Annotated in this window: 26 protein-coding genes and 1 pseudogene; 14 read left to right on the forward strand and 13 right to left on the reverse strand. The window is 71.2% G+C overall.

The window, feature by feature from the left end; translation table 11 throughout:
* Positions 1-596 precede the first annotated feature (596 nt).
* Positions 597-3,158, forward strand: a complete 2,562-nt coding sequence (locus ACZ45Q_RS33490) for a helicase associated domain-containing protein (RefSeq protein WP_468268785.1) — start codon at positions 597-599, stop codon at positions 3,156-3,158.
* A 571-nt stretch (positions 3,159-3,729) separates the two neighbouring features.
* Positions 3,730-4,392: a 2'-5' RNA ligase family protein gene (locus ACZ45Q_RS33495; RefSeq protein ID WP_468268788.1), complete on the forward strand. Its 663-nt coding sequence runs from the start codon at positions 3,730-3,732 to the stop codon at positions 4,390-4,392.
* Between the two features lie 58 nt (positions 4,393-4,450).
* Here the strand turns inward: ACZ45Q_RS33495 and ACZ45Q_RS33500 are convergent, their stop codons facing one another.
* The 3 genes from ACZ45Q_RS33500 to ACZ45Q_RS33510 all read right to left on the reverse strand — a co-directional run bounded on the left by ACZ45Q_RS33500 (position 4,451) and on the right by ACZ45Q_RS33510 (position 5,971).
* Positions 4,451-5,464 carry an ATP-dependent DNA ligase gene (locus tag ACZ45Q_RS33500; protein WP_468268790.1) on the reverse strand — a complete coding sequence of 338 codons (1,014 nt, stop codon included), beginning with the start codon at positions 5,462-5,464 and terminating at the stop codon, positions 4,451-4,453.
* 19 nt (positions 5,465-5,483) lie between these two features.
* Complete coding sequence (locus tag ACZ45Q_RS33505; RefSeq protein WP_468268793.1) at positions 5,484-5,666, reverse strand: hypothetical protein; 183 nt, start codon at positions 5,664-5,666, stop codon at positions 5,484-5,486.
* A gap of 74 nt (positions 5,667-5,740) precedes the next feature.
* Complete coding sequence (locus ACZ45Q_RS33510) at positions 5,741-5,971, reverse strand: hypothetical protein (protein ID WP_468268796.1); 231 nt, start codon at positions 5,969-5,971, stop codon at positions 5,741-5,743.
* Between the two features lie 133 nt (positions 5,972-6,104).
* Here ACZ45Q_RS33510 and ACZ45Q_RS33515 point away from each other — a divergent pair, with 133 nt between their 5' ends.
* The 7 genes from ACZ45Q_RS33515 to ACZ45Q_RS33545 all read left to right on the forward strand — a co-directional run bounded on the left by ACZ45Q_RS33515 (position 6,105) and on the right by ACZ45Q_RS33545 (position 10,707).
* Complete coding sequence (locus ACZ45Q_RS33515) at positions 6,105-6,407, forward strand: type II toxin -antitoxin system TacA 1-like antitoxin (RefSeq protein WP_468268799.1); 303 nt, start codon at positions 6,105-6,107, stop codon at positions 6,405-6,407.
* A complete protein-coding gene (locus ACZ45Q_RS33520) occupies positions 6,404-6,790 on the forward strand; it encodes a fic family toxin-antitoxin system, toxin component (RefSeq protein WP_468268802.1) in 387 nt (128 codons plus the stop codon). Before ACZ45Q_RS33515 ends, ACZ45Q_RS33520 begins: the two co-directional genes overlap by 4 nt.
* A gap of 92 nt (positions 6,791-6,882) precedes the next feature.
* Entirely contained in the window at positions 6,883-7,755 is an 873-nt protein-coding gene (locus ACZ45Q_RS33525) for a radical SAM/SPASM domain-containing protein (protein WP_468268805.1), read from the forward strand.
* 40 nt (positions 7,756-7,795) lie between these two features.
* A complete protein-coding gene (locus ACZ45Q_RS33530) occupies positions 7,796-8,935 on the forward strand; it encodes a methyltransferase domain-containing protein (protein ID WP_468268855.1) in 1,140 nt (379 codons plus the stop codon).
* 261 nt (positions 8,936-9,196) lie between these two features.
* A complete protein-coding gene (locus ACZ45Q_RS33535) occupies positions 9,197-9,613 on the forward strand; it encodes a hypothetical protein (RefSeq protein ID WP_468268808.1) in 417 nt (138 codons plus the stop codon).
* On the forward strand, positions 9,610-10,086 hold the full coding sequence (locus tag ACZ45Q_RS33540; RefSeq protein ID WP_468268811.1) for a GntR family transcriptional regulator: 477 nt from the start codon (positions 9,610-9,612) through the stop codon (positions 10,084-10,086). Before ACZ45Q_RS33535 ends, ACZ45Q_RS33540 begins: the two co-directional genes overlap by 4 nt.
* 360 nt (positions 10,087-10,446) lie before the next feature.
* The gene (locus tag ACZ45Q_RS33545) at positions 10,447-10,707 is read left to right on the forward strand and encodes a hypothetical protein (protein ID WP_468268814.1); all 261 of its coding nucleotides are present in this window, start codon (positions 10,447-10,449) and stop codon (positions 10,705-10,707) included.
* On the opposite strand, the gene ACZ45Q_RS33550 is transcribed toward ACZ45Q_RS33545, so the two are convergent.
* From ACZ45Q_RS33550 to ACZ45Q_RS33590, 9 genes are all read right to left on the reverse strand, one after another.
* Positions 10,693-11,601 (reverse strand): hypothetical protein, encoded by a 909-nt coding sequence (locus tag ACZ45Q_RS33550; protein ID WP_468268817.1) that lies wholly within the window; start codon positions 11,599-11,601, stop codon positions 10,693-10,695. The genes ACZ45Q_RS33545 and ACZ45Q_RS33550 overlap by 15 nt on opposite strands.
* Positions 11,602-11,829: 228 nt before the next feature.
* Positions 11,830-13,263, reverse strand: coding sequence for a restriction endonuclease (locus tag ACZ45Q_RS33555; protein WP_468268820.1), 1,434 nt, complete (start codon positions 13,261-13,263; stop codon positions 11,830-11,832).
* A gap of 526 nt (positions 13,264-13,789) precedes the next feature.
* Complete coding sequence (locus ACZ45Q_RS33560) at positions 13,790-14,116, reverse strand: hypothetical protein (protein ID WP_468268823.1); 327 nt, start codon at positions 14,114-14,116, stop codon at positions 13,790-13,792.
* Positions 14,117-14,267: 151 nt separating this feature from the next.
* Complete coding sequence (locus ACZ45Q_RS33565) at positions 14,268-15,302, reverse strand: hypothetical protein (protein WP_468268826.1); 1,035 nt, start codon at positions 15,300-15,302, stop codon at positions 14,268-14,270.
* Between the two features lie 67 nt (positions 15,303-15,369).
* Positions 15,370-16,197: a hypothetical protein gene (locus tag ACZ45Q_RS33570; protein WP_468268828.1), complete on the reverse strand. Its 828-nt coding sequence runs from the start codon at positions 16,195-16,197 to the stop codon at positions 15,370-15,372.
* An 80-nt stretch (positions 16,198-16,277) separates the two neighbouring features.
* Positions 16,278-17,072, reverse strand: coding sequence for a hypothetical protein (locus ACZ45Q_RS33575; protein ID WP_468268831.1), 795 nt, complete (start codon positions 17,070-17,072; stop codon positions 16,278-16,280).
* Positions 17,073-17,091: 19 nt separating this feature from the next.
* Positions 17,092-17,400: a hypothetical protein gene (locus ACZ45Q_RS33580; RefSeq protein ID WP_468268834.1), complete on the reverse strand. Its 309-nt coding sequence runs from the start codon at positions 17,398-17,400 to the stop codon at positions 17,092-17,094.
* A gap of 380 nt (positions 17,401-17,780) precedes the next feature.
* A complete protein-coding gene (locus ACZ45Q_RS33585) occupies positions 17,781-18,092 on the reverse strand; it encodes a hypothetical protein (RefSeq protein ID WP_468268837.1) in 312 nt (103 codons plus the stop codon).
* Between the two features lie 315 nt (positions 18,093-18,407).
* Positions 18,408-18,596 (reverse strand): hypothetical protein, encoded by a 189-nt coding sequence (locus ACZ45Q_RS33590; RefSeq protein WP_468268840.1) that lies wholly within the window; start codon positions 18,594-18,596, stop codon positions 18,408-18,410.
* A gap of 598 nt (positions 18,597-19,194) precedes the next feature.
* Here ACZ45Q_RS33590 and ACZ45Q_RS33595 point away from each other — a divergent pair.
* The 4 genes from ACZ45Q_RS33595 (at position 19,195) to ACZ45Q_RS33610 (ending at position 23,174) form a co-directional block, all read left to right on the forward strand.
* On the forward strand, positions 19,195-19,686 hold the full coding sequence (locus tag ACZ45Q_RS33595; protein ID WP_468268843.1) for a hypothetical protein: 492 nt from the start codon (positions 19,195-19,197) through the stop codon (positions 19,684-19,686).
* 113 nt (positions 19,687-19,799) lie between these two features.
* Entirely contained in the window at positions 19,800-20,852 is a 1,053-nt protein-coding gene (locus ACZ45Q_RS33600) for a bifunctional DNA primase/polymerase (protein ID WP_468268858.1), read from the forward strand.
* 3 nt (positions 20,853-20,855) lie between these two features.
* Positions 20,856-22,397: a DNA primase family protein gene (locus ACZ45Q_RS33605; RefSeq protein ID WP_468268846.1), complete on the forward strand. Its 1,542-nt coding sequence runs from the start codon at positions 20,856-20,858 to the stop codon at positions 22,395-22,397.
* Positions 22,398-22,733: 336 nt separating this feature from the next.
* Entirely contained in the window at positions 22,734-23,174 is a 441-nt protein-coding gene (locus ACZ45Q_RS33610) for a DUF6009 family protein (RefSeq protein WP_468268849.1), read from the forward strand.
* A 170-nt stretch (positions 23,175-23,344) separates the two neighbouring features.
* Here the strand turns inward: ACZ45Q_RS33610 and ACZ45Q_RS33615 are convergent.
* A pseudogene (locus tag ACZ45Q_RS33615) lies at positions 23,345-23,546 on the reverse strand (WhiB family transcriptional regulator); the annotation flags it as partial.
* Positions 23,547-23,737: 191 nt separating this feature from the next.
* Here ACZ45Q_RS33615 and ACZ45Q_RS33620 point away from each other — a divergent pair.
* Positions 23,738-24,517, forward strand: a complete 780-nt coding sequence (locus ACZ45Q_RS33620; protein ID WP_468268852.1) for a hypothetical protein — start codon at positions 23,738-23,740, stop codon at positions 24,515-24,517.
* Positions 24,518-25,060: the final 543 nt, after the last annotated feature.

The following is a 25,060-nucleotide window of genomic DNA, read 5'->3' on the forward strand; positions in this document are numbered from 1 at the left end:
CCCCGCGGAGCGGGTCCCTCCAGCGCTGCGCGCTGGAGCAGCGAACGCCCGCGCTGCGCGCGGGCGATGCGCTCCCGCTCCGCGTGAGCGCTGCTGGCCGCTGCGCGGCCAGCCCACCGGCCCGGCTGCGCCGGGCCGGTGACGCTCCGTCCGCTGCGCTCCCGGAGCGGCGGGGCCTGCGACCCCGCGAGGCGGCCTCCGCTGCGCTCCGGGCCGCCTGGCCGCGCCCGCTGCGCGGGACGGCCAACGGGCCTGCGGCCCGGGCAGCTACGGGGAGGGGTGGCCGGGGTGGTGACTCACCATCAGGTGATACCCCATCAGCTCTTCCCCCTCTGAGGCCCACGGTAGCAGGATCCGGACACGTTCGGGGAGTTTCCCGGATTCCGAGTGCTTCACTTTGAAGCAAAAGATAGACTCTGGAACCAGATGGCGCCACCAGTGAGGGTCCTGGACCGGTTTTCGATCACGCTTCCCCGCTACTCGCCCGACACTGCGATCCGGTTCCGGCAAACGCTCACCGCAGCCATCACACGCGGTCTACGTGCAATGTTTCCCGTTTTCTGTCCCACTATGAGTCCAGGAGAAGGCGGACGGATATGACGACCACTAGGCGAACCGATCAGCGTGAGGCAGCGCAGCAGGAGGCCGTTGACGCGGTTGTCCGTGCTCTGGAATTGCCTGCAAGATCGCTTGTGCCGGAGCGGGGGCTTCGGACTCAGGTGGTCATGGCGACGGGGTCGGGGAAAACCCGGGTCGCGGCCCGCAGCGCGGAGCGGTTGCGGGCGGGCCGTGTGCTGGTGCTCGTGCCGTCGTTGGATCTGCTGACTCAGACCGAGGCTGCGTGGCGTGTGGCCGGCCGTACGGGTCCGATGGTCGGGGTGTCGTCGCTGCGGGGCGATGAGGTGACCTTCCCCAACACCACGGACGTGGGTGAGCTGGTCGACTGGGTGCGGCCGTTCGACAAGGTGACGGTGTTCGCCACGTACGCCTCCCTCGGGCTGGGCACGCTGGAACGCGCCCATCAGGCCGGCCTTCCGGGCTGGGACCTGATCGTCGTGGACGAGGCGCACCGGACGTCGGGGCGGATCGGTAAGCCGTGGGCGGTCGTCCACGACAACACCCGTATTCCGGCGTTGCGGCGGCTGTATATGACGGCGACGCCGCGGTTGTGGCAGGTAGACGAGGACGCTGGGCAGGAGGCTGGGCCTCAGGCTGGGCGGGGGGCGCCGGGTGAGCTGGTGGCGTCGATGGAGGACGACCCGGACGGGCCGTTCGGCGCCCGCTGCTTCACTCTGACGCTCTCGGAGGCGATCGACCGGGGGATCTGTGCCCCCTACCAGGTGGTGTGCGTGGACATCACCGACACCCAGCTCCAGGCCGCCCAGCTCCTGGGCGTGGAGGGGCGCTCGGACGAGGTCCGCGGAGCCCGGCTCGCAGCCCTCCAGACCGCGCTGCTCAAGGCGTCGGCCGAGGAGGGCTTCCGGCGCACGCTCGTCTTTCACCACCAGGTCCGCGAGGCGGAGGCGTTCGCGGCCGGCCTTCCGGGCGTCGCCGCGCGGCTGCACGCCGCGGACCCTGCGGTGTATCCGAAGGCGGTGTGGGCCAACTGGTTGTGCGGGGAGCACCGGGCGGGGCATCGGCGGCGGGTGCTGGGTGAGTTCGCGTCCGGGATCGCGGCGGACGGCACGGTCGTGGAGAAGGGATTCCTGGGGTCGGTGAAGGTCCTGGGCGAGGGCGTCGACACGAAGGATTGCGACTCCGTGTTCTGGGCCGACGTGCGCGGGTCCATGCCCGACCTGGTCCAGGCCGTGGGCCGGGCGCTGCGGATGCAGCCGGGTGAGGGCAAGGTCGCCTCGCTGGTGGTGCCGGTCCTGCTCGGCCCGGGTGAGACGGCCGACAGTATGCTCACGTCCCGGGCGTACGGCGGGCTGGCGAAGCTGCTGGAAGCCCTCAGGGCTCACGATGCGCGGGTGGTGGAGCAGTTGGCCGTGCAGCAGGCGCCGAGCCGTGTCACAGGCGCACAGAGCCTCCGCGAGGGCGAAGAGGGCCAGGGCGAGGGCGGGGAGGGGGAGGGTGTGGGGCTGTCGGTGCCCGCTCGGCAGTTGCTGAAGTTCTCCACCCCGCGGGACCCTGCGCAACTGGCCGCGTTCATCAACCTGCGCGTCCTCAACCCCGAGCACGCGCACTGGCGGCGCGGGATCGAGGCCGCCACCGTGTACCGGCGGCTGCACGGCGACCTGAAGGTGCCCTTCACCTACCGAGTGCCCGGCGGTGAGGACCAGGGCGCGCAGGCCGAAGGAGAGGGGTGGCCGGCGTCGCTCGCCGGGTTCCCGCTGGGGCAGTGGATCGCCGACGCCCGGCGCTTCTACGCCCGTGGGGAGATGGACACCGACCGTGTCGAGCAGCTGGAGAAGCTGGGCATGGTCTGGTCGCACTTCGATCTCGCGTGGGAGGAAGGCCTCGCGGCGGCGCGAGGGTGGGCCAAGGAGCACGGTCACCTCCTGGCCCCGCTGGACGCCACCTACCAGGGCCACCGGGTGGGTATCTGGCTGAAGAACCAGCGGGCCGCCGCCCGGAAAGCGGCCGAGATCGAGCAGCGGCTGGCCGAGGGACTGATCGTGAAGTCCGCGGCCGGCGCGCTGAGCGAGGAGCGGCGCGAGCAACTGGAGGACATCGACCCGTCCTGGTGCCCGGCCTGGCCGGTGGAGTGGCAGCGGTGCTTCCACCTCACCCGCCAGCACCTCGACGCCGGCGGCACGCTGCCCCTGTCGCCGGGCGAGGTCGTGCACCAGGGCGAAGACCTCGGCCGGTGGGTGCGCTCCGTCCGGTACGGCTGGGACCAGCTCACCACCGTCCAGCAGTGGATGTGCGAGCAGGTCCTCGGGATCGAGCCCGCCGGCGAGGATGAGAAGCCGAAGCCGCGTCGTACGCAGGCCGACAAGTGGGCCATGAACTACGCCGCCGCCAAGCAGTTCTACGAGCGCGAGGGACACCTGCGCGTGCCCAGGAAGCACATCGAACGCGTCGTCGTCGGCGAGGACCAGGAGGAGCAGGAGCTCCGGCTCGGGGCCTGGATCAGCAACCAGCGCAGCCGGGCCGCGACCCTGTCCCCGGAACGGGTCGAGCAGCTGTCCGCCATCGGCATGCGGTGGGCGTAGACGCGAGCGGTCAGCGGGTGAGGGCCAGGCAGGGTGATCCTGTCCGGCCCCGCTGGTCGTGCACACCACAGCCGGGAATGGAGCGTGCCCCTGCCCGGGTCGGGAGCGGGAGCGTCCGGCGGGGGAGCGGTGCTCTACTGCTGGGCGGCGCGCCAGCGCCTGATCAGTTCGCCCACCGCCTCATGGTGCGGGCGGTATGGACGAAACCACCCGCGCCACTGCAAAAGGCGTCGCCAGCACCGTGGGCATCGATGCCGGCGAACCGAGAGCAGAAGCTGCCTCTCTTGGCGAAGCAAGAGAGGTGTCGGGACCGCCACTCAGTACCCCGACCGGCCTTGACCTGGAGGAACTTCCGGCGAGCGGATCAACAGATGGCTGCTGTTGGGCATCTGAAGTGGCAACCCGGGAAGGCAACCGCGAGAGCATCCCGGAAGGCAACCGGCGGGGCAACGGACCCGCAACGACGATCTGCGTGGCGGGGTGGAAGGCTGCATTGACGCCTCCGGCTACGCCGGGCGGTCTTCACGGCTTAGAGTCCAACCACCAACACAGCGGAAGGAGCCGGGGGGACGTGGAGAGCTTCTTTGCCAGGGTCGAGCGGGTGTGGCCACGGGGACGCCGTGATCTTCACTGGCATGTGCTGCCCGCTCCCGCCACGGAGGCGACAGCGCTCGGCAAGCCGTACGTCGGCCTGACCGCGACTCGCGGTCTGCACCGGGTCGTGCCCGAGTGGATGCACTGCACGCTGGTGCACGCGATCGGTGCCGATGTCGACTCCGACCCGGGCGTCAGCGGGGGTATCGACCGCCTGGTCGAGGACGTCGCGCGACGCGTCGAGGACGTCGAGCCGTTCACCCTGACCTTCGGCCGGCCGGACATCGGGCCGGTCGCGGTCGAGGCGGCCGGCTGGCCCGGCCGGCCACACCAGGCGCTCGTCGAGCACGTCGTGGCAGCCCACCAGCAGGTGTGGGGCGACACCCACCGGCTGTCTCCCAGCCGGTACCCCCACATCTCCCTCGCCTACGCCGGGCAGGGCGCAGAGGACGTCGACCGGGTGGAGCTGAAGGCGCGGCTCTCCGACGTCGAGGGCCCGCAGACGGTCGACGTGTACGTGGACCGTCTCCACCTGGTTGCCCAGCAGCACGACGGTGCCCGCATCACCTGGCAGTCTCTCGCCCAAGTGCCCCTCAAGGGCGTCGATGACGAGGCGTTCCTCGACAGCCTGGAGGTGTAGGGCTGTCCGCTGCCGGCTCGGCGCAGCAGAGGGGGACCTGGGGCCTCCTCCCGCCCGATCAGCCTGACGCGGGCACGGCGCCCTGGCCGAACGCCGGCACGTCAGCAGGCGTGACGTCCTGGCGGAGCCGGGTGAACCGGACGGGGTGGCGCCAGGCACCGCGGTCCTGTGCGGTGTCGACGGTGATCTCGGCCACCAGGTGCGGGTCGACCAGGACGGCGTCCAGCGGTGTGCGGGAGCTCCAGGATGTGGTGAAGCGGACGCCTTCCCAGGGGTGGCCGGGCCCGGCCGGGGCGAGGTCGGCGGCGAGCCGGCGGGCGGCGTCGGGGTGTAGGGGTGTGCTGCGGGCGACGGGGCGCAGGACGTTGTCGGTGTCGTAGCGGCCGAGGATCAGGGTCTGGGGGCGGGTGAGGGTGCCGGTGACGGCGCCGATGATGGCTTCGGTGGTGTCACGTCGGCGGATCTTGAACATTGCGCGGGCGCCCGGCAGGTAGCGCTGGGCGCGGCCGCGGATCACCAGGCCCTCGATACCCGGCACCCGTGTCCAGGACGTCAGCCACTCCTGCGCCTGCGCGACGTCGTCGGTCTCGGGGCACAGCGTCCACGGCGCGGCCAGCCCGTACTCGGTGAACAGGTCCTCCAGCAGTGCGCGGCGATCGGCATACGGTTCGCGCAGCAGCTCCCGGCCGCCGGCCTGGAGGATGTCGAAGACGATGAAGTGCGCGGGCAGCTCCTGCGCCCGCCTCCCGGCGGTGCGCCCGCTGGAAGCCGCCCGCCGCTGAAGCGCCTCGAACGACATGCTCTGCCCGGACCACACCACCAGCTCGCCATCCAGGACCAGGCCGTCAGGGAGCTGGCCGGCGGCGCGGACCAGCTCGGGAAAGCGGGCCTGGATGAGATGGCCGCGGCGCGACTGGATCAGCAGCGGGCCCGGGGGCTGCTCGGGGGTGAAGACGAGGGCCCGGTAGCCGTCGAACTTGGGTTGGAAGACGAGACCGCCGGGCAGCGCGCCGGGCGGCGGCAGGCGGTCACGGGCCTGCGCGAGCATCGGCTCGACCGGCGGCCGCAACACCACTGCGCGCCCCGGGTGCTCAGGCGGAGCTGGTGGCGGTCTTCAGCTTCCAGCCGCTGCCGGTGCAGCCGTCGTGCAGGGGCGGGAACCGGTGGCCGGCCACGTCCGTGCTCGTTTCGTGGTGCTGTCCGCAGTCGCATTCGTAGATCCCCGAGACGGGGACGATCTCGCCGGGACGGTGCAGCTCGCTGTCGTCGCTCATACCCCCGGTCTACGCCGTCGCCCGGCGCGCCGCGAGTCGAGCATCGTCCTTCTTCCGGCAGCGCCGGGCGCGGCTCAGCGACTGGAGTTGGTGATGCCCGCCGCCAGCTGGCCGACCACGTCCAGGACCCCCTGGCCGAACGCGGTCGGCGCGACCAGGAGGCCGAACACCAACACGATGAGCACGGTCAGCTTCTCGTCGTTGCGGCTGCACGCCTCGGTCCGCCGCAGCCGCAGCCGCAGCCGCAGCCGCAGCACGATGATGACCGCGAGCAGCACCGCCACATTGATCGTCAGCACGACCATCCCCCACCTGCACGAGAATCACTCCGCAGTACTGCGCCCGGTGCCAGAGCTGCCATCAGCGTCGACGGCTGGGGCCGGGTTGGCCGTGTCGATCCCGAGACGCCCGTGTGGTACCGCTGGTACCGTGGATACCATGTCGGATGCCAAAACAGCGATGAACCTCCGCTTCCCCGACCCTGCGCAGCGGGCCGCTATCGCGGCGGCGGCCAAGCAGGAGGGGGTGAGTATGCAGGAGTACATCCTCTCCGCCGCCTACGACCGTGCGACCGCCGTGGAGCGGAAGTTCCTGGACGGTTTCCAGGCGTCCATGGCCCGCAGCGGCGCGGCTTTCGCTGCCGAGCCCAGCAGTCTGGACCCCAGTGCGGAGCAGCGGGCGGCCGAGCAGGAAGCGCAGCGGGAGCTGGGACAGCACCAGGAGCGAGGTCACGCCGCGTGACCCAGTCGGAACCGCTGCACCCGCTCGACGTCACGTTCCTGCTGCACGCGGCCGAGCTGCTCGACGGCGATCCGCAGGTCGACGACCTGGGACCGCTGTACGCCGCTGTCGCCCGGGTCAATGCCCGGGCGATGGAGCGCGACATCTACGGCTCTGTGTATCTCAAGGCCGGCGCGCTGCTGCAGACCCTGGCGAAGCTGCCGTGCCTGGAGCATTCCAACGAGCGCTTCGCCTGGCATGCGACCGAGGCCTATCTGATCCTCAACGCACGCGGACTCGACTACCCGCCCAAGGCGGCCGTCGCGCTCGTGCGGGACGCCGCCTCCGGAGCGCTCGGCGTCGCCCGGATCGCCCGCCAGCTGCGCGACTGGACCGTCACCTGACCCCGACGTGCCCCGGCACCCGGGTGCCGGGGCGTCACACTAACTAGCCACAACGCCAAACGGGTTGACGGCGAGCGGCCTACGATCGCGTCATGACGATTGCTCCGGAGACCCCTACCACGCTGCGGTTCCTGTCACTGGAGATCACCGACCGCTGCCAGCTCACCTGTCCGACTCTCTGCTACGCCGGGTCCGGGCCAACCCGGAGCCATGGCGGCATGACCGAGGACGACTGGAACCGGACCATCGACGAAGCCGTAGCCCTCGGCGTCGAGGACATCCAGCTCATCGGCGGCGAGCCCACCCTGCACCCGGCGTTCGCCCGGATGGTTCAGCGGGCGGTCGGCGCCGGCCTGCGCGTCCGGGTCTACAGCAATCTGCTCCGGATCCGCGACGAGCACTGGCGGCTGTTCGAGCACCCCAACGTGCGGCTGGCGACGACGTATCACAGTACTGTCGCTGCTGAGCACGACGCGGTCACCGGCCGAGAAGGCTCGCACACGGCGACGCGCGCCAACATCGCCGAGGCCGTCAGGCGCGGCATCCGGCTGAAGGTCGCCGTTCTCGACGCTGGAGACCACGAGCGCGCTGAGCGGGCTCGCGCCGAGATGCAGGCGCTCGGCGTGCGCGAAGTACACGTCAGTGAGGTGCGGGCTGTCGGCAACGCCGCAGGCGCCGCGATGCCGTCCACCGCGTCGTTGTGCGGGCGGTGCGGAGGCACGAAGGCGGCCGTCCTCCCGGACGGGAGCGTGTCGGTGTGCGAGCTGGGGCGGTTTTTGACCGCGGGCAGCGTCAAGGACGCGGGCCTGGCGTCGGTGCTGGCCAGCGACCGGTGGGCCGAGGTGACCGCGAGCATCCCGCGCCGCGTCGGCGCGGCACCCTGTCCTCCCGACTGCGCGCCGAACGATGACAGTTCGTGCGGACCGGACAACTCCGGGCCGTGCGGGCCGGCCGACGACGGCTGACACGGACGGGCGTCAGGGAAGGGACTGCAGGGATTTGGATCTGGACTGGGAGACTCACGCACGCCGTCTTGCCGACGGGTATCTCCGGCCGGAGTCACCGTGGTGGCAGCCGATCGCCTCCACCCCACGGCACCTGTTCGTGCCGAACTGGTGGGAACGGGACGCCCACGGCCGGGTGGCCCGCAACGGCCCCGATGACCCCGAAGCCTGGTTCAAGGCCGCCTACCGCAATCAGACCCTCGTGACCCGGATCGGCACCGCCCACGCCGATCTCGTCGAGCCGGGCACGGTGGTCCCGTACGGCAGGTGGCCGACCTCGTCCTCGACCCTGCCTACCCTGATCGCCACCATGTACCGGCACGCGATGCTCGGTGACGGCTCCCGCACTCTGGTGACCACGGGCACCGGATACGGCACGGCCCTGGCCTGCCGGCGCCTGGGCGACGAACTCGTGACGAGCGTGGACGTCGATCCGTACCTGGTGGAGGCCGCGACCGACCGGCTGGCCAGCATCGGCCTGCACCCGCGCACCGCCGTCTGCGACATCACCGAGACGCTGCCCGGCGACTTCGACCGCATCGTGTCCACCGTCTCCGTCCGGCCCGTCCCCTCGTCGTGGCTGACTGCGCTGCGTCCCGGCGGCCGGCTGGTCACCACCATCACCGGCACCGCGATGATCCTCGTCGCCGACAAGACGCCGGACGGCGGCGCCTGCGGCTTCATCGCCTCCGACCGGGCCACGTTCATGCGCACCCGCCACGGTGACGACTACGACAACGACACCTCGCCGCCCGCCGAGGTGTGGCAGGCCGCGGACGAGGACGGGGAGACGTCCGTCAGCCGCTACCCGCTCACCTACGTCCCGGACTCCTGGGCCGTGCACGCCACCCTGGAGCTGGAGGCACCAGGCATCGAGCACCGCAGCGAGCAGCACAAGAGCGGCGGGCGGACCGTGTGGATGGCCCACCCCGACGGCTCCTGGGCCCGCGCCAGCACCGAGAAGACCCGTGAGCTGCCGACGGTCCACCAAGGCGGTCCCCGCCGCCTGTGGGACCTGCTGACCGACGTCCTCGACCGCCTCGTCATCGGCGGGGAGCTGCCGGTGACCGGGGCCCGCGTCACCATCACCCCGGACGGAGAGACCACACTTTCACGCGGCCGGTGGTCAGCCACCCTGTAAGAGACCGGTCACGGGAAGACCAGGGCCTGCCCCGGGCACCGCCCGTGATCAGCGGGTGCAGGGAACGCCGCCGACGGATCTTCGGGCGAGCGTGGCGGCCCGGCCAAGCAGGCGCCCCAGCGAAAGGAGCTGCGGTGTGCCCGTCGACCGGACGCCGCCACCGGTCGCGTCAGGCCCCGCAGGGCGTTGCCGCCGACCGGCAGGCAGCGATGGAGCCGCAAGCACATTGCGATCACCGCAAAAGAATGCGACCATCGTAAAATGAATCCGATTGATGAACTGGCTGCCCTGCGCCACCCCATGCCCGAACCGGGCACCGTCACTCCCGAGGACTGCTACGCCGACGCCTTGGATCAGGTGGAGGAGCAGCGCAAGAACGACGCTCTCAGCCTGGAGGCCGCGAGCCAGGAACTCCAGACGGACCCGCTGCTGCTCGCGCTCGACGACCTGAAAGCACAGAAGGAGGCCGTCGACGCCCGAATCCGGCAACTGCTGGCCTGGGGACGCGAGTTCCACGGCACCCGCCCCTACGGCCTGGAAGAACTCGCCCGCCACGCCGGATACAGCCCGTCCGGGGTGCGCACCGCCTACGGCGAGACGGAGATCAGGCAGGTCGCCACGCAGATCGGCCGGGAGGCGAACCGGCCCCGCCGCGACGCGGCCAGGGGCAGCCGGTGAACGCGGCGAGCGAGGTCGCACAGCCCTCGCCAGAACGTGCCCTGCTGCCTCCCTATCAGCGGACCGCCGCGGACCTCAGGCGGCAGATCCTCTCCGGACAGCTGCGGCCGGGCGAACGGCTGCCCTCCGTGCGCAGCCTTCAGGAGCAGTACGCGATCGCCGGCGGCACCGCTCAGGCGGCGCTGCGCGTCCTGCGCGCCGAAGGGCTGGTCGACATCGTGCACGGCAGGGGCAGCTTCGTCGCCGATCCCCTTCCCCAGGAGTCCAAGGCGATGGGCGGCGAGACGGCCGACGCCTGTCGTGCCAAGGCTCTGGAGGACACCTTGCGTGACGTCCTCAGCCACATCCGGCCGCAGGGGCATCCAGGCTGGGAGCTCAACACCTGCCTGGTGAGCAACACCCAGCTCACCAGGTGGTGGGCCGTACTGGGTGTCACCCCGCAGTGGCAGACCCTCACCGGGCAGGCGGGCTGAACAGCACCCCACGCCCAGGAACGCCGAAAGCCCGGAGCACCCCCCGAAGGCCCCGCTGCCCACCGGCAACGGGACCTTCGGCATGCCTGCACCCTGCCAGGGGATCCGCCATGCCCCGTGCCCGATTCACCGACCCCGGACTGCAGGCCACGCCCTCCTCGCCCCCACCGACACCGGCGCACCGAGCGCCACGACTGAAGACATCACCGCCCGCGAGGGCCCTGAACCTCGCGGCCGACCTGGCCGCGGTCAGCCGGCACACCGCCCGCGCCGCCGCGTCCCGGCAACGCTCGGAGGGGGGACGCCGCCACGAGAACCAGCGCGCGCCGGAGGACTACGCCTTCGAGGTACTCAGCCGCCGTGCAGAACACCTACGCCGGTCCGAACTGCGGAACCTGGCGCAGGCCTGGACTCGGAGTGGGACTGTGGCCCGCGGAGATGGAGGCGTGGACCGGTGCCGTCGGCGTCAACGGCGCCGCGATCGCCCGGAGCTGCCTCACGGCGGGCATCGCAGTGTCCTCGATGGACATCGCCTGGACGGCACAGCGCCTGCGGGGCGGAGAGCCGGTCTTCTCCGTCCTGGCCCGCGCCACAGCCTGCGGGCGCTCACCGTCCGACTGACCCACAAGGGATCTCGCAGGGTGCCGCCCCGGGGAGGACGCTGAGGGGGTGGGGCGTGCCGCTGGGACGCAGCGGCACGTGGAGGGCGAACCAGCGGCGCAGTCTCAGGGGCGGGTGCCGGTGACTGGCGCGGATGAAGTTCCAGGCTCGGGCAGCCAGCGGCGTGGCGCGCTCGTCGGCGATGTCGGCCGTCCACATGGCGGCCACAGCGGTGCGTCCGCAGGCCCGGACCGCGGCGGCATCACAGGCGAGCTCAGCCCACCAGGACAGAGCAGCGGTGCTCGTCCACGCGACCAGGACGGCCGCGGTGAAAGCCCAGGCCGGCAGGAGACCTGCAGCAAGGGTGACTGCCACAAGCGCGCAGGTTTCGATGACCCGCCGTGTGCGGGTGTCGCGGCGACGGAGATGAGCGAGCTCGTGCTCGAGAACCGGCGCAAGGTGCTGGGTGTGCCGGGGGTGGAACCAGCGGGCGCCCAGCCACAGGTGCCCGCGCCGGCCGTGGCCGCTCGCGCGGGCGTCCTTGAAGCTGTGCCGGTCGCCGGGCAGGGCGAGAGAGATCCGCTCCAGGCCGTGCCGGGCGGCGAAGGCGCGCACGTAGTCCTCGGTCTGCCGCATGCGCGCGGCCATCGCCAGGTAGAGCGTCGTGGGCTGGTCGGGCGACTTGGCCGGGCGGACGAAGGAGTCCCAGGTCAGTGCCTGTGCAAAGAAGCCGGACGAGGTAGCGCGGTCGCTGGTGTGGTGGCCGTGCCAGATCCAGAGCGCCCCGTTGATGAACGCGGTGTAGACAGCGATGAGATGGGGACCGTTGGCCGCTGTGCTGAGGGCCTGGCACGTGAGCACGGCCGCTACCACGAGCGACGCACCCCGCTGCTTCACTTCCTCCCCCACCCGCATAGCGCCAGGTTAGTTGGAATCGCGGCCCTGACGCCGGACAGCGGGCTCAGCCCCAGCGGGAGACAAATCACCCGGACGGTGAAACCACACCTTCACGCGGCCGGTGATCAGCCACCCTGTAGACATCCGGCTGGCACCAGCCCTCGCCTGAGGTGCGTCGCGGGCAGCTCAGCTTGGTCGTCTCTCGGTGTCCGCTGCTGTTTCCGGCGGCGAAGACCTTGCCGTTCGCTACCAGTCGGCCACGGGGCGCAGGGCCAGGGCGTCGGAGGTGCGCGCGTACTCCCATGAGCAGAGGTGGTATGCCTCCCTCGGCTCATGGAGCTGGTGGTGTGACCGCAGGGCGCACACGAGCAGTTCGCTCTCCGCGATCCGGCCCGGCCACTCGTGCGAGGCAGACATCGTGTTCTCGCCCCGGTGCGGATTTCTCACCACAAGGCCCGTGACCCACTCTTCGGGTGCGCCGTCGCAGTCCGGCAGGTCCAGCTCGCTGTGCGAGACGACGTAGCCGACGGTCTCCAGCGGGACCTTCTGCTCAGGGTGGTGCCGAACGACTGCCGGGCTGTTCAGCGGACGGAAGTAGCTGAATGTTGCGGCGTCGAACTGCTCGAACAGGTGTTGGATCGGCTGGAGGTCCACGGGGACGCCGGGCAGTTGGAACGACAGGCGGCAGTCGTAGACGGCCCGGGACCGGTGGCTGGCGATGCTCGCGGTGAGGGTGTAGAAGCCTCCGCCCTGGCAGGTGTCGAAGTAGGTGACCTGCTCGGTGTGGTGGGCGTTCTCCAGGGTGTCCTCGCGGTTCCTCCAGGCACGCAGCGCCTCGACGAACTCCCGGGCCCCGGTGCCGTGCCAGTTCACGCCGGACTGCTGGATGTTCCACTGCGGTTCGGCAGTGGTCCAGCCCATCGAGTCCAGTCCATACAGCAGCTCCACGATGCCGTCCTCGTTGTACGGCCTGACCGGCACATCGAGTGAGACGCCGCTGCCGCTGCCAAATGCCCAGTCCACGTCGGGCAGCTCGGGCACGAAGACGAACTCCCCGAACCCGCCCCCGGACGTGACGTACGGCAGCGGCTGCAGGTCGAGGCCGAGCAGTCGCGCCCCGGCACCCGGCAGGCCGGTGGCCGGCCGGCGTCGGCGGCGGGGCTTGGGGGCGGCGGCGAGGTGCACGCGGCCGTGGGTGATGAGTTCCTCCCGTTTCACCTGCAGGAGGTTGACCAGCGATCTCGGTGTGCTCAGGACCTGGGTCAGCTCCTCTTCGCCGAACAACAGGATCGGCCCCCGGTCCCGGCGCACCCGCAGGTCCTCCACTGCCGAGTCGGTGAAACCGTTCACGCTGATGATGACGCCGATGACAGCGGCCGAGGCGGCCCGCTCCATCCGTGACCGGACGGAGTCGAAGACGTTGATGTCGGCCGGCTCGTTGTGCCACTTGGCCTCGATCAGGTACCAGGTGTCCCCGTAGCGGGCCACCAGGTCCGTCTGCCGCGGTTTTGACACGGATGCGTTGCGGTCGACCCGGAAGTGCGCCCGCCTGAACAACTGCTCCAGCAGCACTTCCAGCTGGTAGCCCCGCTTGTTCGCGGACGGCAGTGCCCCAAGCTGTGTGAACTCCGCCAGCAGCGCGCCTCCCGCCCTGACGCGCTTCCCCTCACCGGCAGCCATGGGCTCCCCTCCCCTTGATCCTCGACGATGGACTCTCTCAGCTCCGCCGCAGGGCCGGGCGCTGCTTTCGACCGGCCCGGGTCAATCGCCGAGCACACCGGCCAGGACCGTGCTCCGTGCGATCGCCTCCGCCCCCACCGTGTCTTCAACACGGCGGCCCTTCACATCAGGGTCGTCCGGGCCCGCCGACCGGCGGGTCATCACTCTTGTATCGCGGGGCTCTGACAACCGGCCCGCCTCCTGGCGTGCGCAGCACCCAGCGAAGTGGCCGCCCGCGGTGCCCCAGGCGCGGACCGCGGCCAGCGCACCCGGGCCTGCGGCGGCGATCCGGTCGGCGCGGGCGGTGCAGTCCGGTGAAGCCGGGCGCCTCGGACCCTGTCGCGCGACCTGTCGCGTCCGGACCACAGGCGGGGATCGGCTCCGTCCGGCCTGGTCACACCATGCGACAAGCACACCGCGCGACAGGACGTGCGACAGCACAAAGGACCCCCGCCGGCGTCCGGCGAGGGCCCTCGGGGCGGGCGGCTCAGTCGTCGACTCCCAGGGCCTGACTCACGACCTGGCGGGCGCGGGCGAGGTCGGCCTCGCTCACGCTCTCCTCGTACTCCAGGTTCGCCAGCCAGCCCGTGATCCCTGCCGGACTCCACGTCCGGTCGAACGTGGGGATCTCCAGGGCGGGGGCCGCCTTCTCGGGTTCGTCGGCGAACGGCGGGGAGGCGGCTCCGAGCGTCAGTGCCTGGCACTCACCGACATGCGCTGTTCCTTGCCATCGACAAAGCCACGCCGCTGTCCGGCCGTGCCCCGGGCGCGCGGGGCGGTGTGCCTGCCTGCTGTCTGATTCCTTCGTCGACACGCTCGCAAGCGGTGCGGCAGTGCCGTCCGGCGCCCTGATCCGGTTCGGTTCCGACGAGGACGACCCGGGATGGGCGCTGTCACCTCTGGGGTAGCGACAGCACCGGTCCGGGCGCCCGCCCCACCTACGTCACAACTGGGGTCGGCTGGGGTCACAGGGCCGGCTCCTCCTGGCTCGGGAGTGCGGGGCCTTCGAGGATCAGCTGGGTCAGTGCGTTCGGGTCGATCTGGGTGGCCTGGGCGGGGGCGGTGGCGTCGCCCTTTCTGATGCGCAGGACGAGGGCGAACTTGTCGCCCTTGGCGGTGTCGGCCAACGGGACGAGGTCCACCGATACCTCGTTGAGGGTGCCGTTCTTGATGGCGAAGTCGGCGGTGATCTTCTTGTCCGGGGCGTCCTTAAGGTCCTTGCTGGTCGGCAGGTTGGCGTCCTGGGGGAGGTCCGCGGCGAGCGGGCGGAGTTCGTCGAAGAGTCCGGTGAGCAGGGTGCGGAAGGGGGCCGTGGCGGTGATGTGGTCGGCGCCGCCCTTGGTTCCGGTGTCCTTGAGCTGGACTTCGCGGTTGATCAGCTGCTGAAGGCCGTTGAGGACCTTCTTCTGCCGGGCCAGGGCGCTGGGGTCCTCGGGGGACGAGATCTCCTGGCCGGGGGTGTTCTTGGTCAGGCTGTCGGCCGGCACCTTGACCCAGCCGCCGCTGAGGACCTCCTTGAGGTCTGTGGCGTCGGGCGGCAGATCCTCGGGAGCGGGGAGCTGGCTGTCAGTTGCCTTCTCCAGCGGCTGCACGCCGGCGCGCAGGTAGGCCCAGTCGTCGACCTGTCGGTACTCCAGCAGGTCGCCGTCCGGGCCGGAGACCTTCATCGCCATGCCGGTGATGTCGGTGGCCAAGGAGTCTTTCAGCGGCTTCTTCGACTGCACGGAGACGGATACGCGGGCACCGGCGAGGAGTTCGGTGACCTGCTCGGGCATCTCTTCACCCGGTGCGGCGTCGAAGTCCAGCGCCTTCAGGGTGGCGGCGTCGGTGTCCAGCCCGAGCTCGAAGGAGAGGGAGGTCTGCTGGCCGAGCTTGTCGATGGCTCTGTCGAGCTTCTGCGCGGCGGTGAGGTTCTCGGCTGTGCTGCAGGCGACCGCGCTCACCAGGACGGCGGCAGCGACTGCGAGGCTCTTGCGTATGGCGGTGATGGCGGTCTCCAAAGGATCGAGGGGCGGCGGTCGTGTACCGCTGGTGACGCGGTTGGCGGGGCACGGCCGGGGCGGGTTTCTAGGTGAGGCCGGGGCTCTGGTGGCCCTGCTGCTGGTGTGCGGCGGACTGTGCCTGGCCGTGGTCGCGGGTGATCTGCTGCGGGGCGGCGGGAGCAGGTTGAGCGGCGGCCCGCTGTCCCTGCTGGTCCTGGAGGCGCGCGATGCGACGCCGGAGTTCGTCGGGGTCCGCGTTCTGCACCGCCTTGTTGAGCTCCTCGGCGCTGATGTCGAACTCCTCGAAGGTCACCGGGTCGTGTGCACCTGCTGCTCCCTGCTTGATCTGTCTCATGAGCCGCTCTTTGCGCTCGCGCAGCTCGGTGAGCCAGTGCGGGTGCGTGCCGACCTCGGCTTCGAATCGCCTGTAGTTGCCGGGGCCCGAGTCACTGCGAGGGACAGCTGGCAGGGCTCTCACCGTGTAGCGGGGGCCGGAAAGGGTGTTGAGCACCGGTTGTTCGGTGTCGGCGCAGCTGGCCACGATGAGCCGGTCGGCCGCGGCGGCCCGCGCAAGGAGGGCCTCGCGGGTGCCGGGGTCGTGCAGGAGATCGGCGTGCACGACCAGAACGCTGCCGCGGTGGCGTTCCGGGTGCTGGACCGCCTCGCCGGCGGACATGGCAGTACAGGCGAGGTCAGGGTGCAGTTCGGCGACGGTGGTTCGGATCTGGGGCAGCAGGTGGCGGAAGTCGATCGCGGTCAACGACGTGCCTGTGCGGGCGGCCAGGTGCGCTCCCGCGGCTATCGCGATCTGTCGGCCGGGGGCTCCGAACTCGTAGGCGACGTGGCCTCCGCCGGAGGCCACGAGCGAGTCGACGAGCTGTGCCGCCTCGGGGTGGTCGATCGCATCGGTCATGTGGGGCCTTCTCGGTTTCTCCCGGGCGCGGTCCGGCCGGCGGCGCGGTCTTCCTTGCCGTGGGCCGGTCGGGCAGGTAACTAGGCGCGGCCGGTCCCCTCGGGCCGGTGCTGCTGGTGTGCGGCGGACTGCTCTTGGCCGTGGTCACGGGGCGTGCGTGCCGGATCGGTGGGCGCGTTTGCCGCTCGGCGCTGGTGAGCCAGCGCGATGGTCGCCTCGTACTTGCTGCGGAGTTCGCCGATGCGCTGTCTGACCTCGGCGGGATCCGCCCTCTTCAGTGCCTCGGCCATGTCGTCGAAGACCTCGAGCTCCTGGTCGGGCAGGACGTCCCGGTTGGCCTGCCGGACCAGGCGCAGGGCCACGCTCATGTCCATCGGCGGGCGCGTCCGGGTGATCGGGGCCGGGCGGGGCGCTGTAGGCATCAGGTCACGGAGCCGAAGGACGAGGCCGGGGGTGGCGAGGACGTCGAGGGTGGTGTCGCTGTAGTCGTGGCGTGCCACGAGGAGGTGGTCGGCGCTTTGGGCCATCGCGAGCAGCGGCTTGCGCACGTCGGCGTCGCGCAGGACGTCGGCGTGCACAGCCAGGACGCCGTTGATGCTGCCGGTCGGTTGCAGGGCCGCCTCTTCGGCGGAGATGACCGCGCTGCGCGCCTCCGGCTGCACCTCACGGACGAAGGCGCGGACGTCCGATTGGAGGCTCCGGGCTTCCACGATCGTCAGCGGTGTGTTCGTCTCGGCCGCCAGTCGCGCGCCGGCGGCGAGGAGGGTCTCCCGGCCACCGCCGCCGATGTCGTAAGTGATGCGTCCGCCCCTGGCGGTCACGAGCGTCTCGACGGCCTCCGCGATCCGCGGGTGCTTCAGCACGCTGCTGTCCACGCGCCCCCCTTCGCCGCGGTCAGTGGTTGTTGGAGAAGGTGGCGGAGGTCTTGCAGTACGCAGGGCGCTGCCCGGTCGTGATCACGCAGACCCGCAGCTTGTAGGAGCGTTTCTCGGCGATGTTGTGGCGGCCGTCGGTGGCGCTGGCGAAGGTGCACTTGTTGTCCTTGTATCTGTCGGTGACGCGGTAGACGTGCGCCCCGGCGGCGGTCTGGACGTCCACCAGCGGGCGGTAGCCGTCGGTGTTCACGTCGCACACCTCCAGCCGGTCGCCCTGTTCGCGGAAGGTCGCGGCGGCGCCGCTGCCGTCGGGCCTCCGCTGTACCACCAGGTGGTCACCGCCGAGGCGGTTCCGGCGTTGGCCGCCATCAGGGCACACGGCACCACGGCGGTTACGGCGGCGTGGGCCAGGCGCGTGCGCGTCGACTTCATCCAGGTCCTCCTGAGCCGGCGGGGCCCGGCCGTGGTGCCGGACGTTCCGAGGCAATCAGTTCCCCGTGGCACCGAGCGGCTGATGCCGGGCTGCTTCCCAGGGGCTGCGACGGTGTCCGGCCCGCCTGTCCCGCCCGGCGGGAGGCTTGTCCGGTCCGGCCGTGCCCGGCTCCTGCGCCAGCGCCGGGTCTGCCCGGCGGCTTCGGGCCTGCGGAGTGCCGGAGTTCGTGCCGGTTGCCTCCCGCCGGGCACGGCCGGACCGGCTACCCCGGGTCGTCACGCGGCTGGGGCGTGGGGGGTGCCGCACCGCGGGCACCGGCAGGGGTTGTCCTCGCAGGGGGCGGCCAGCGCCAGGCACCGCGCGCAGTCGCACAGTTCGGGCTCCCCCGGGGCCCGCCGGTAGTGCGGGCCAAGTGGCGCGGCCGACGGCCAGGCGCCGGGCTTGTGCCCGGTGGGGCCCGAGAGTCTCTGCCACAGCGCCATGACCTGGACGGGGGCTCGCGCCGGGCGGATCTGCAGGCGTATGAACGCGGGCAGGTCGCCCTGCTCGCGCATGGCCGCGATGTCGTCGGTTGCGAATTTTTCCACGGCCCCCTCGTGCTCTGTGGCGTCCCCGGTGAGGGGCTCACCGGCTGCCAGGGGTGCTTGATCCGTCACGGTGCCCCTCGTCCAGCTCGATCCTTTCGGGGCGCCCGGGGCAGCGGCATCTCGTGCAAGGACCCAGCGCTGCCCCGGGCTCTCCCCGATCCGTCCCAGAACGGGAGGTCACCTCACCCTGCCGTTCGGGGAAGCGGCCGGGGCCGAAACGGGGCGCGTGGTCCCGGCGTCTGGCACGAGCAGGTGCGGGGGCGTCCCGCCGGGCGGACCGGACGGCCGGATTCGGGTTCGGGGCCGGCGGGCGGGTCAGGCGGCGGGCACTGCGCGGGCCAGCGGGTTCAGGTCGCCGTGGAGAGCGGCGTGCAGGGTCGCCGCGAGCTGCCGGGCCCGCTCCTCGCCCGCGATGTCATTCAGCACCGTGTGGCCCGGCGTGGCCGGCCAGGGCACAAGACGCGCCTGGCGCCGGTCCTGGAGGCGGTGGATGGCCTCGCTCACGGCGGCGGCCGCGGGCGCGCTGACGATGTGGCCGGGCGCCGGCGGTGCTGGTGTCGGTCTTCACCGTCCAGTGCTGCCCGCTGCGGGCGATGCAGACGAACACCGCGCCCCGCGTCCCTGGCCTCGCCGTAGGCGCGGTTGAAGGCGGTGACGCTGGTGGCGTCCGGGATCCGGTCAGCGGGACGGGCGGTCGGCGGCGCGTGCATGACGGCAGCCGGGCAACGGCCACGCTGACGCGGGGCTGTTGGGTGGGTGGGTAGCAGCTAACGAGGGCGGGAGATTGCCGTGCTTGCCCCGTAATGACTGGATGACGGTCCATCACCGTGTACGCGTGAGCACTGGGTTGCCGAGGTGAGGACCTCCCGAGTTCCCCGGTTCGCCCCGACTTCCAGAATTGCGGGCTTGACCTGCGAATATCTCACCGACGGGGAGGCTTGTGTGTTCATCTCCGGCGTGTTGTTTGACCAGGCCGTTGGGTCTGGAGTTAAGTAGCGCGCAGCTCTGGGGCGACGGAGGGTCACTCACCCTCGGCGCGCTTGTCGGTTCGTTGCCGTGTCAGCCGGGGCGCAGTCGGCTGACCGTGATCAAGGGTGTTGTGATGCTGGACTTGGCTGATCTGATGCGACCGCGCTCCCAGCGGTGGGTCGCGGCGCGTGCCGGAGTGGGCACACAGACGCTGAGCAACCTCAATCGCATCGGGCTGATGCCCGCCGCCGACGAGATGCGGGCCGTGGACGCGGTGCTGGCGTTGTGCGCGCGCACGCTCGGTGCCAACCGGTCGACGAACCGCAGGGCGAAGCCGGGCTCGCGGACCAAGGAGGCACTGGCACGCGATCATGAAGTGATGGCGCTGGCGCGGCAGTTGCTGGAGAACGGGCCTGTCGAGACACGCACCACACTGGTGGTCGACGGCAATCGCGTGGAGGTCCAGCACGCCTTGGAGGCGGTGGCGGACTGGCTGCACCAGGAGGGGGACGATGCCGAGCCGCTCGTCCTGATGCCCCTGGGCCGCTGGGCCACGTCGATGCTGAAGATCGTGGCGGAGGAAGGGGGTGTTGGCGTTGATGATGCCCCCGCTCTGGCGTGCTGAGGCTCCCTCGTCCGCGGTGCTCTCGCCGGCTTCTCCGCGAAGGCGCGGGGCAGGTGCGGGCGGCCTGCGGACACGGCCGGAAGCGGGCCCTCGTGGAGAGTAGGGCGGCCGAGGTGGCTGCCTGGTGCGCGCGGCAGCAGTGGCCTGTCTTCCCCCTGCACCCCGGGCGCAAGACGCCGCGCCCGGGGTGCAGCCGGTGCCGGAAGACCAGCGACCGGTACCAGGCGCACGCGCCGGCCGGATGCCCGTGCATCGGGCAGGGCCGCTGGTGCCACGGCTTTTACGCGGCCACCGTCGAGCCGGGGCGTGTCGCGCGGTGGTGGAGTGAGCGTCCGACGCCCGGGGTGGGGGTGGCCACGGGCCCGGCCGGGCTGGTGGTCGTGGACGTGGACTGTCATGTCGACGGTCCCGTCGAGGCGGGCCGGGTACTGCCCGCCTTCGACGTGACGGAGCAGGACGCGCGGGCCGTACGCACCGGGTGGGACACCTGGAATCTGCTGGCGCGTCTGGCCGGGGGCCCGGACGCGGCCGGTGCGGTGCGGACGTTGACGGTGGCGACCCCCTCGGGCGGGCGGCATCTGTGGTTCACCGCGCCGCGCGGGACCCGCTGGGCGAGTTCGGCGGGCGGGGATCACGGCGGGCGGGCGCTGGGGTGGCAGCTGGACGTGCGCGCCGAGGGCGGCTACATCGTGGCGCCCGGGACGCGGACGGCGGCGGGGGTGTACCGGGCGGTGGGCGAGGTCCGGACTCCGGCACGGCTGCCGGGCTGGCTGGCCGGTGCGCTCGAGCGGACCGGCCATCTGCTGACGACGGCCACCGCCCGGCCGCGCGCGGCAGCGGTGCCGAATCTGGCCCGCCAGATTGCCGCACCGCAGGCACGGACCGCGTGGGCCAACGCGGTGGCCCGGGCGGCTCTTGCGCAGGTCGCCGAATGCGAGCGGCTGCCGGAGGGCAGCGGCTGGAGCGGCAAGCTGAACAGGGCCGCTTTCACCCTGGGCGGGCTGGTCGCGGCCGGGCTGGTGCCGAGCGATGCCGAGGCCCACGCGGCTCTCGTGGATGTGGCTGTGCAGGCCCGTCCGCAGCGCGAACGAGAGGCGCACAGGATCATCCAGTCCGGGCTGGTCGCCGGGCAGCGCCGCCCCCTGAACCCGACGAAAGACCGCTGAGCGATGAGCTACACGAGCAGCACCAGCTCGGCCGTGCCGACGAGCCGGGCCCCGGACGATGCGTCCTACGACGCGGCGCGCGCGGCGCAGCAGCTGACGGTGGATGCCTCCCCGAACGACGCCGCGCCGCAGCCGGTGCTGCTGCCGGATGAGCTGACCGACTTCGACATGGCGATCCTGTTCCAGCGCGTTTACGGCGACTACTACCGGTTTGTGCACGGTATGGGCTGGTACCGGTGGGCGGAGTACCGGTGGGTTCCCGACACCAACACCAACGCGATCCGGTACTCCGCGATGCAGCTGGCGTCGAACATGCCGCGCAAGGACCCGCGCTCGGACGAGAACGTCCGCCACCCGGACCGCGATCTGGCGCGGCACCGCAAGCGCGCGAAGAGTGCGTCCGGGGCGGCTGCACTGGTGAAGATGGCTGAGACGCTGCCGGAACTCACCCTGCAGCCCGACGACCTGGACTCCGACCCGCACGCGCTGTGCACGCCGGGCGGGGTGGTCAACCTGCGTACGGGCGGGATGGTGCCGCCCTCGACCTCGCAGAATCACAGCCGGGCCACCGCGGTCACGCCGCGGGTCATGCCGACGCCGATGTGGGACGCGTTCTTGTCCGACACCTTCGGTGACGACGCGGCCGGCCAGGAGATGCGGGCCTACCTGCAGACGCTGTGCGGATACTCGATCTCCGGCGCGCAGGGCGCGCAAGTGCTGGCCTTCCTGTACGGGGAAGGGCAGAACGGCAAGAGCGTCTTGGTGGACGTGCTGCTGAAGCTGCTGGGCGAGTACGCCGACTCCGCCCCGCCCAACTTCCTGATGGCCTCCCCGTACGCAGATCACCCCACCGAGCTGGCCGACCTCCAGGGTCGCCGCCTGGTGGTGTGCTCGGAGATCAACCAGGGGTCGAGGTTCGACGAGGCCAAGTTCAAGCTGCTCACCGGCGGGGACAGGATCAAGGCCCGGAGGATGTACGAGAATTTCTACAGCTTCGAGCCCACGCACAAGCTGTGGCTGGTCGGCAACCACCGGCCGGTGGTCCAGGCGGGCGGATTCAGCTTCTGGCGGCGTATGAGGATCATCGAGTTCGACCGGATCGTGCCCAGCGAGCGCGTCGTGGACGACCTCGGCGACCGCCTGGTCGCCAGCGAGGGGCCGGGCATCCTGCAATGGCTCATCGACGGCGCGGTGACCTACTTCAACGGCAGCGACCTGCGCCTGGACGGCCCCCAGCGGGTGCGGCTGGCCACCCAGGACTACGAGGAGTCGGAGGACTCCGTCGGCCGCTTCCTCAAGGACTGCTGCGTCATGGGCAGCGAGTACCGCGTCCTGCAGAAGCACCTGGGCGAGGCATACCGGGACTGGTGTCGCGGGGAAGACATGGTGCCGGTGAGCTCCCGCGAGTTCGCCCGCTCGGTCCGCCAGAAACTGCACATTCGCACCGGCCAGCAACTGCCCAAGACCAACGGACAGCGCTACTTCCCCGGCCTCGGGCTCCTCGCCGAGGGCCAGGACGCCGGAGACGAAAGGACGGGAGCATGAGGCAGGAGCTCACGCAGGGGCTGGCCCAGGGGCTTATCCCCCCACCCACCCCGTCACGGAAAAGCCGCAGGTCAAGGCCCACAGCACTCCGGCCGCAGGGGCCGAAAGGGGCTGACTTTGAGGAATCTCCTCATACCCAGTCCCGTCGCTCTTCGATCCAACAAACTGAGATGTCAGCCCCTTTCGGCCCCTGCGAGACTTCCCATGTCGTCTGAAAACCTTCCTGACCTGCTGCTTTCCTTCCCTCGCGGGGGCGGTGGAGCAGGGTCTGACACAGGTCCTTCCTCAGCCCCGGTCCCGGCCCCGCGCCCCGCACCTACCTATGGAGAGACACCGATGTCCGATGCCTCGACGAGGAGCCTCTCCCAGGAGGTCAACATCGTCTGGGTCGAGGGCCAGGAGGTGACCGAGGAGAAGTACGACTACGTCCGGTGGATGTGGGAGAAGACCCGCAACAAGACCGGGAAGCCGAGGGGAGCCATGCGGGCCGGCCGCATCATCGGCTACGCCGAGCTCGAGGAGACCGCGGAACCCACCGAGCCCTCACGCCGCTACCGGCGGCGCGTCTTCTACGTCAAGGACAACGACCGCAGCGAGCCCGGGGGGCAGTACCAGGACGCCACGCCCCACGAGGCCGTGGATCCGCGTACCGTCCGCGCGGGGGTGCACGGCCGGCTCACCGACCGTGCCCGGGGCCGCCGCCCCGCCCCGCCCAAGGAGGCGGCCCCCGCTCCTGCCCCGCAGCCGGAACCGCCGCCCGACGGCATGCTCTTCTGACCTCACTTTTGGGCGAACACGGCCCCTTGAGCCCCTCCCATCCTCCGTTCGAGGGCTTGCTGAGGTTCCGGCCCCTTCAGCCCCTGCCCGCCCGCAACAGAGCCTCTGACCTGTGTGTTCGGCCGATCTGGCAGGGGCAGGGGCCGGGTCTCTCCCGTGGGCAGGGTCCTCAGCCCCTCGCGCGCGGCGAAGGCTGAGAGGCGGGCCGTCAGGACCCTCTCCCACGAAACGATGCGGGGCTTGCGGCGCAGCAGCGCTCTGCGCGCCCCATTCGACCCGTTTGTCGAGGGCTTCCACCAGACACTCGGTGCGCACCGGGCAGCCCGTGGAGTGGGTCTTGGCCCGGTTATGCCGGGTGCTGTCCGCGAACAGCCCCTCCGGGTCGGCGGTGCGGCAGGCCGTCCTCTGACGTCACCGCCCTGCCCCGCCGGTGAGCGTGGAGACCTGGCCGCGAGCCGGTCTCCATGCTCACCGCAAGGGTGGCGATCGTACGGGAGAGCAACTGCCGCCCTCCCGCAGTGAGTAGCATCCGGCAGCAACAACCAGGTACAAGGAGTGCTGTCGTGGCCGACGAGCCCGCTAAGACCCCCATCCAGAGCAAGTACGCGCAGCAGTACGCCGACGACCTCGCGGCCAACCGCAAGGAGCAGGGCGACGTCACCGCGCAGATCGCCGGTCTCCAGGAGCGCCTGGCGCAACTCAAGGCGGAGGAAGACTGGTTGGCCCAGGCGCAGGGCAGTTTGCCCGGGGCCCCGCCGTCGGACGTGGCCGGGCAGGCCGAAGCCTCCGCGCCGGCCGATGCGCCCCAGTCTGTTCCGCAGCAGCGGCAGGACCAGTCGGTCACGGAGGAGAAGCCCAGGAAGTCCGCGAAGAAGACGGCCCCGGCGAAGAAGACCACGAGCAGGAAGGCCGCCAAGACGACGGCGAAGAAGACCGCCGCGAAGAAGACCGAGGTCGGGGAGGCCTCGGCGCAGCCGGCCGCCGCCGCGGGAGCACCAGCGGACACGGCCTCGGCCAAGGAGAAGTCGGGGCCGCCGCTGTGGCAGCTCGCCCTGGACATCCTCCGCAAGACCCCCGGGCAGCCGTACGTCGCCAAGGAGGTCCGCGACCAGCTCGCACAGGACCATCCCGACCGGGTGACGTCCATCCAGACGGTGCGTAACAACCTGGAGACCCTCGTCAAGAAGAAGCTCGCGGAGAAGTCGAACCAGCAGGGAAGCGCGATGTACACCGCCTACGCAGGCACCGATGCGGATGCGGCGCCCGCTGCCGCCGGCACCGCGGCCGGCGAGGCCGGGCAGGCTCCCGAAGCCGCTGCCGAGAAGGTCCCGGCGGAGGTCTAACCCCGCTGCGGCCCGCCCGGGCACCCGCGTCGGATGTGGGCCCGCGCCCCGTGTGTGGATCGTGTGGGCGGTGGCCGGGTGTCTGCTGGCCGCCTGCGGAATGGCCCGTGTGGGTAACGCAGACCCGGTTCGATCCCGCCTCGGCTCGAGGACTCCTGGACCAGGCTCAGCAGTTGTCCGCTACGGCGGCGATCGTGATGAGTACCGCCCTCGTGGTGTCGGCGGTGTGCGGTGCCGTGCACGCGCTGGCCCGGCGACGGCGGCAGGAGGCCGACCGCGCGACCGGGTGCTGGCTGCCGAGCAGCAGGCGGCGGATTCCGGCGGCGGGTGACGGGGGGACCGGCGGTTGCAGGCGGGCCTGTGGAGCGGCCAGTGCTGGATCGGCGGCCACCGGCAGGCCGTGGCCGCCGACCAGGGGGTGGTGTGGCGGGGGGGGGGGGGGGGGGGGGGGGGGGGGGGAAAGGGGGGGGGGGGGGGGGGGGGGGGGGGGGGGGTGTTTGTTTGTCTGTTTTTTGGGTGGGGGTTTTGGTTTGGTTGGGTTGG

Source organism: Streptomyces sp. NPDC031049 (assembly GCF_055571015.1).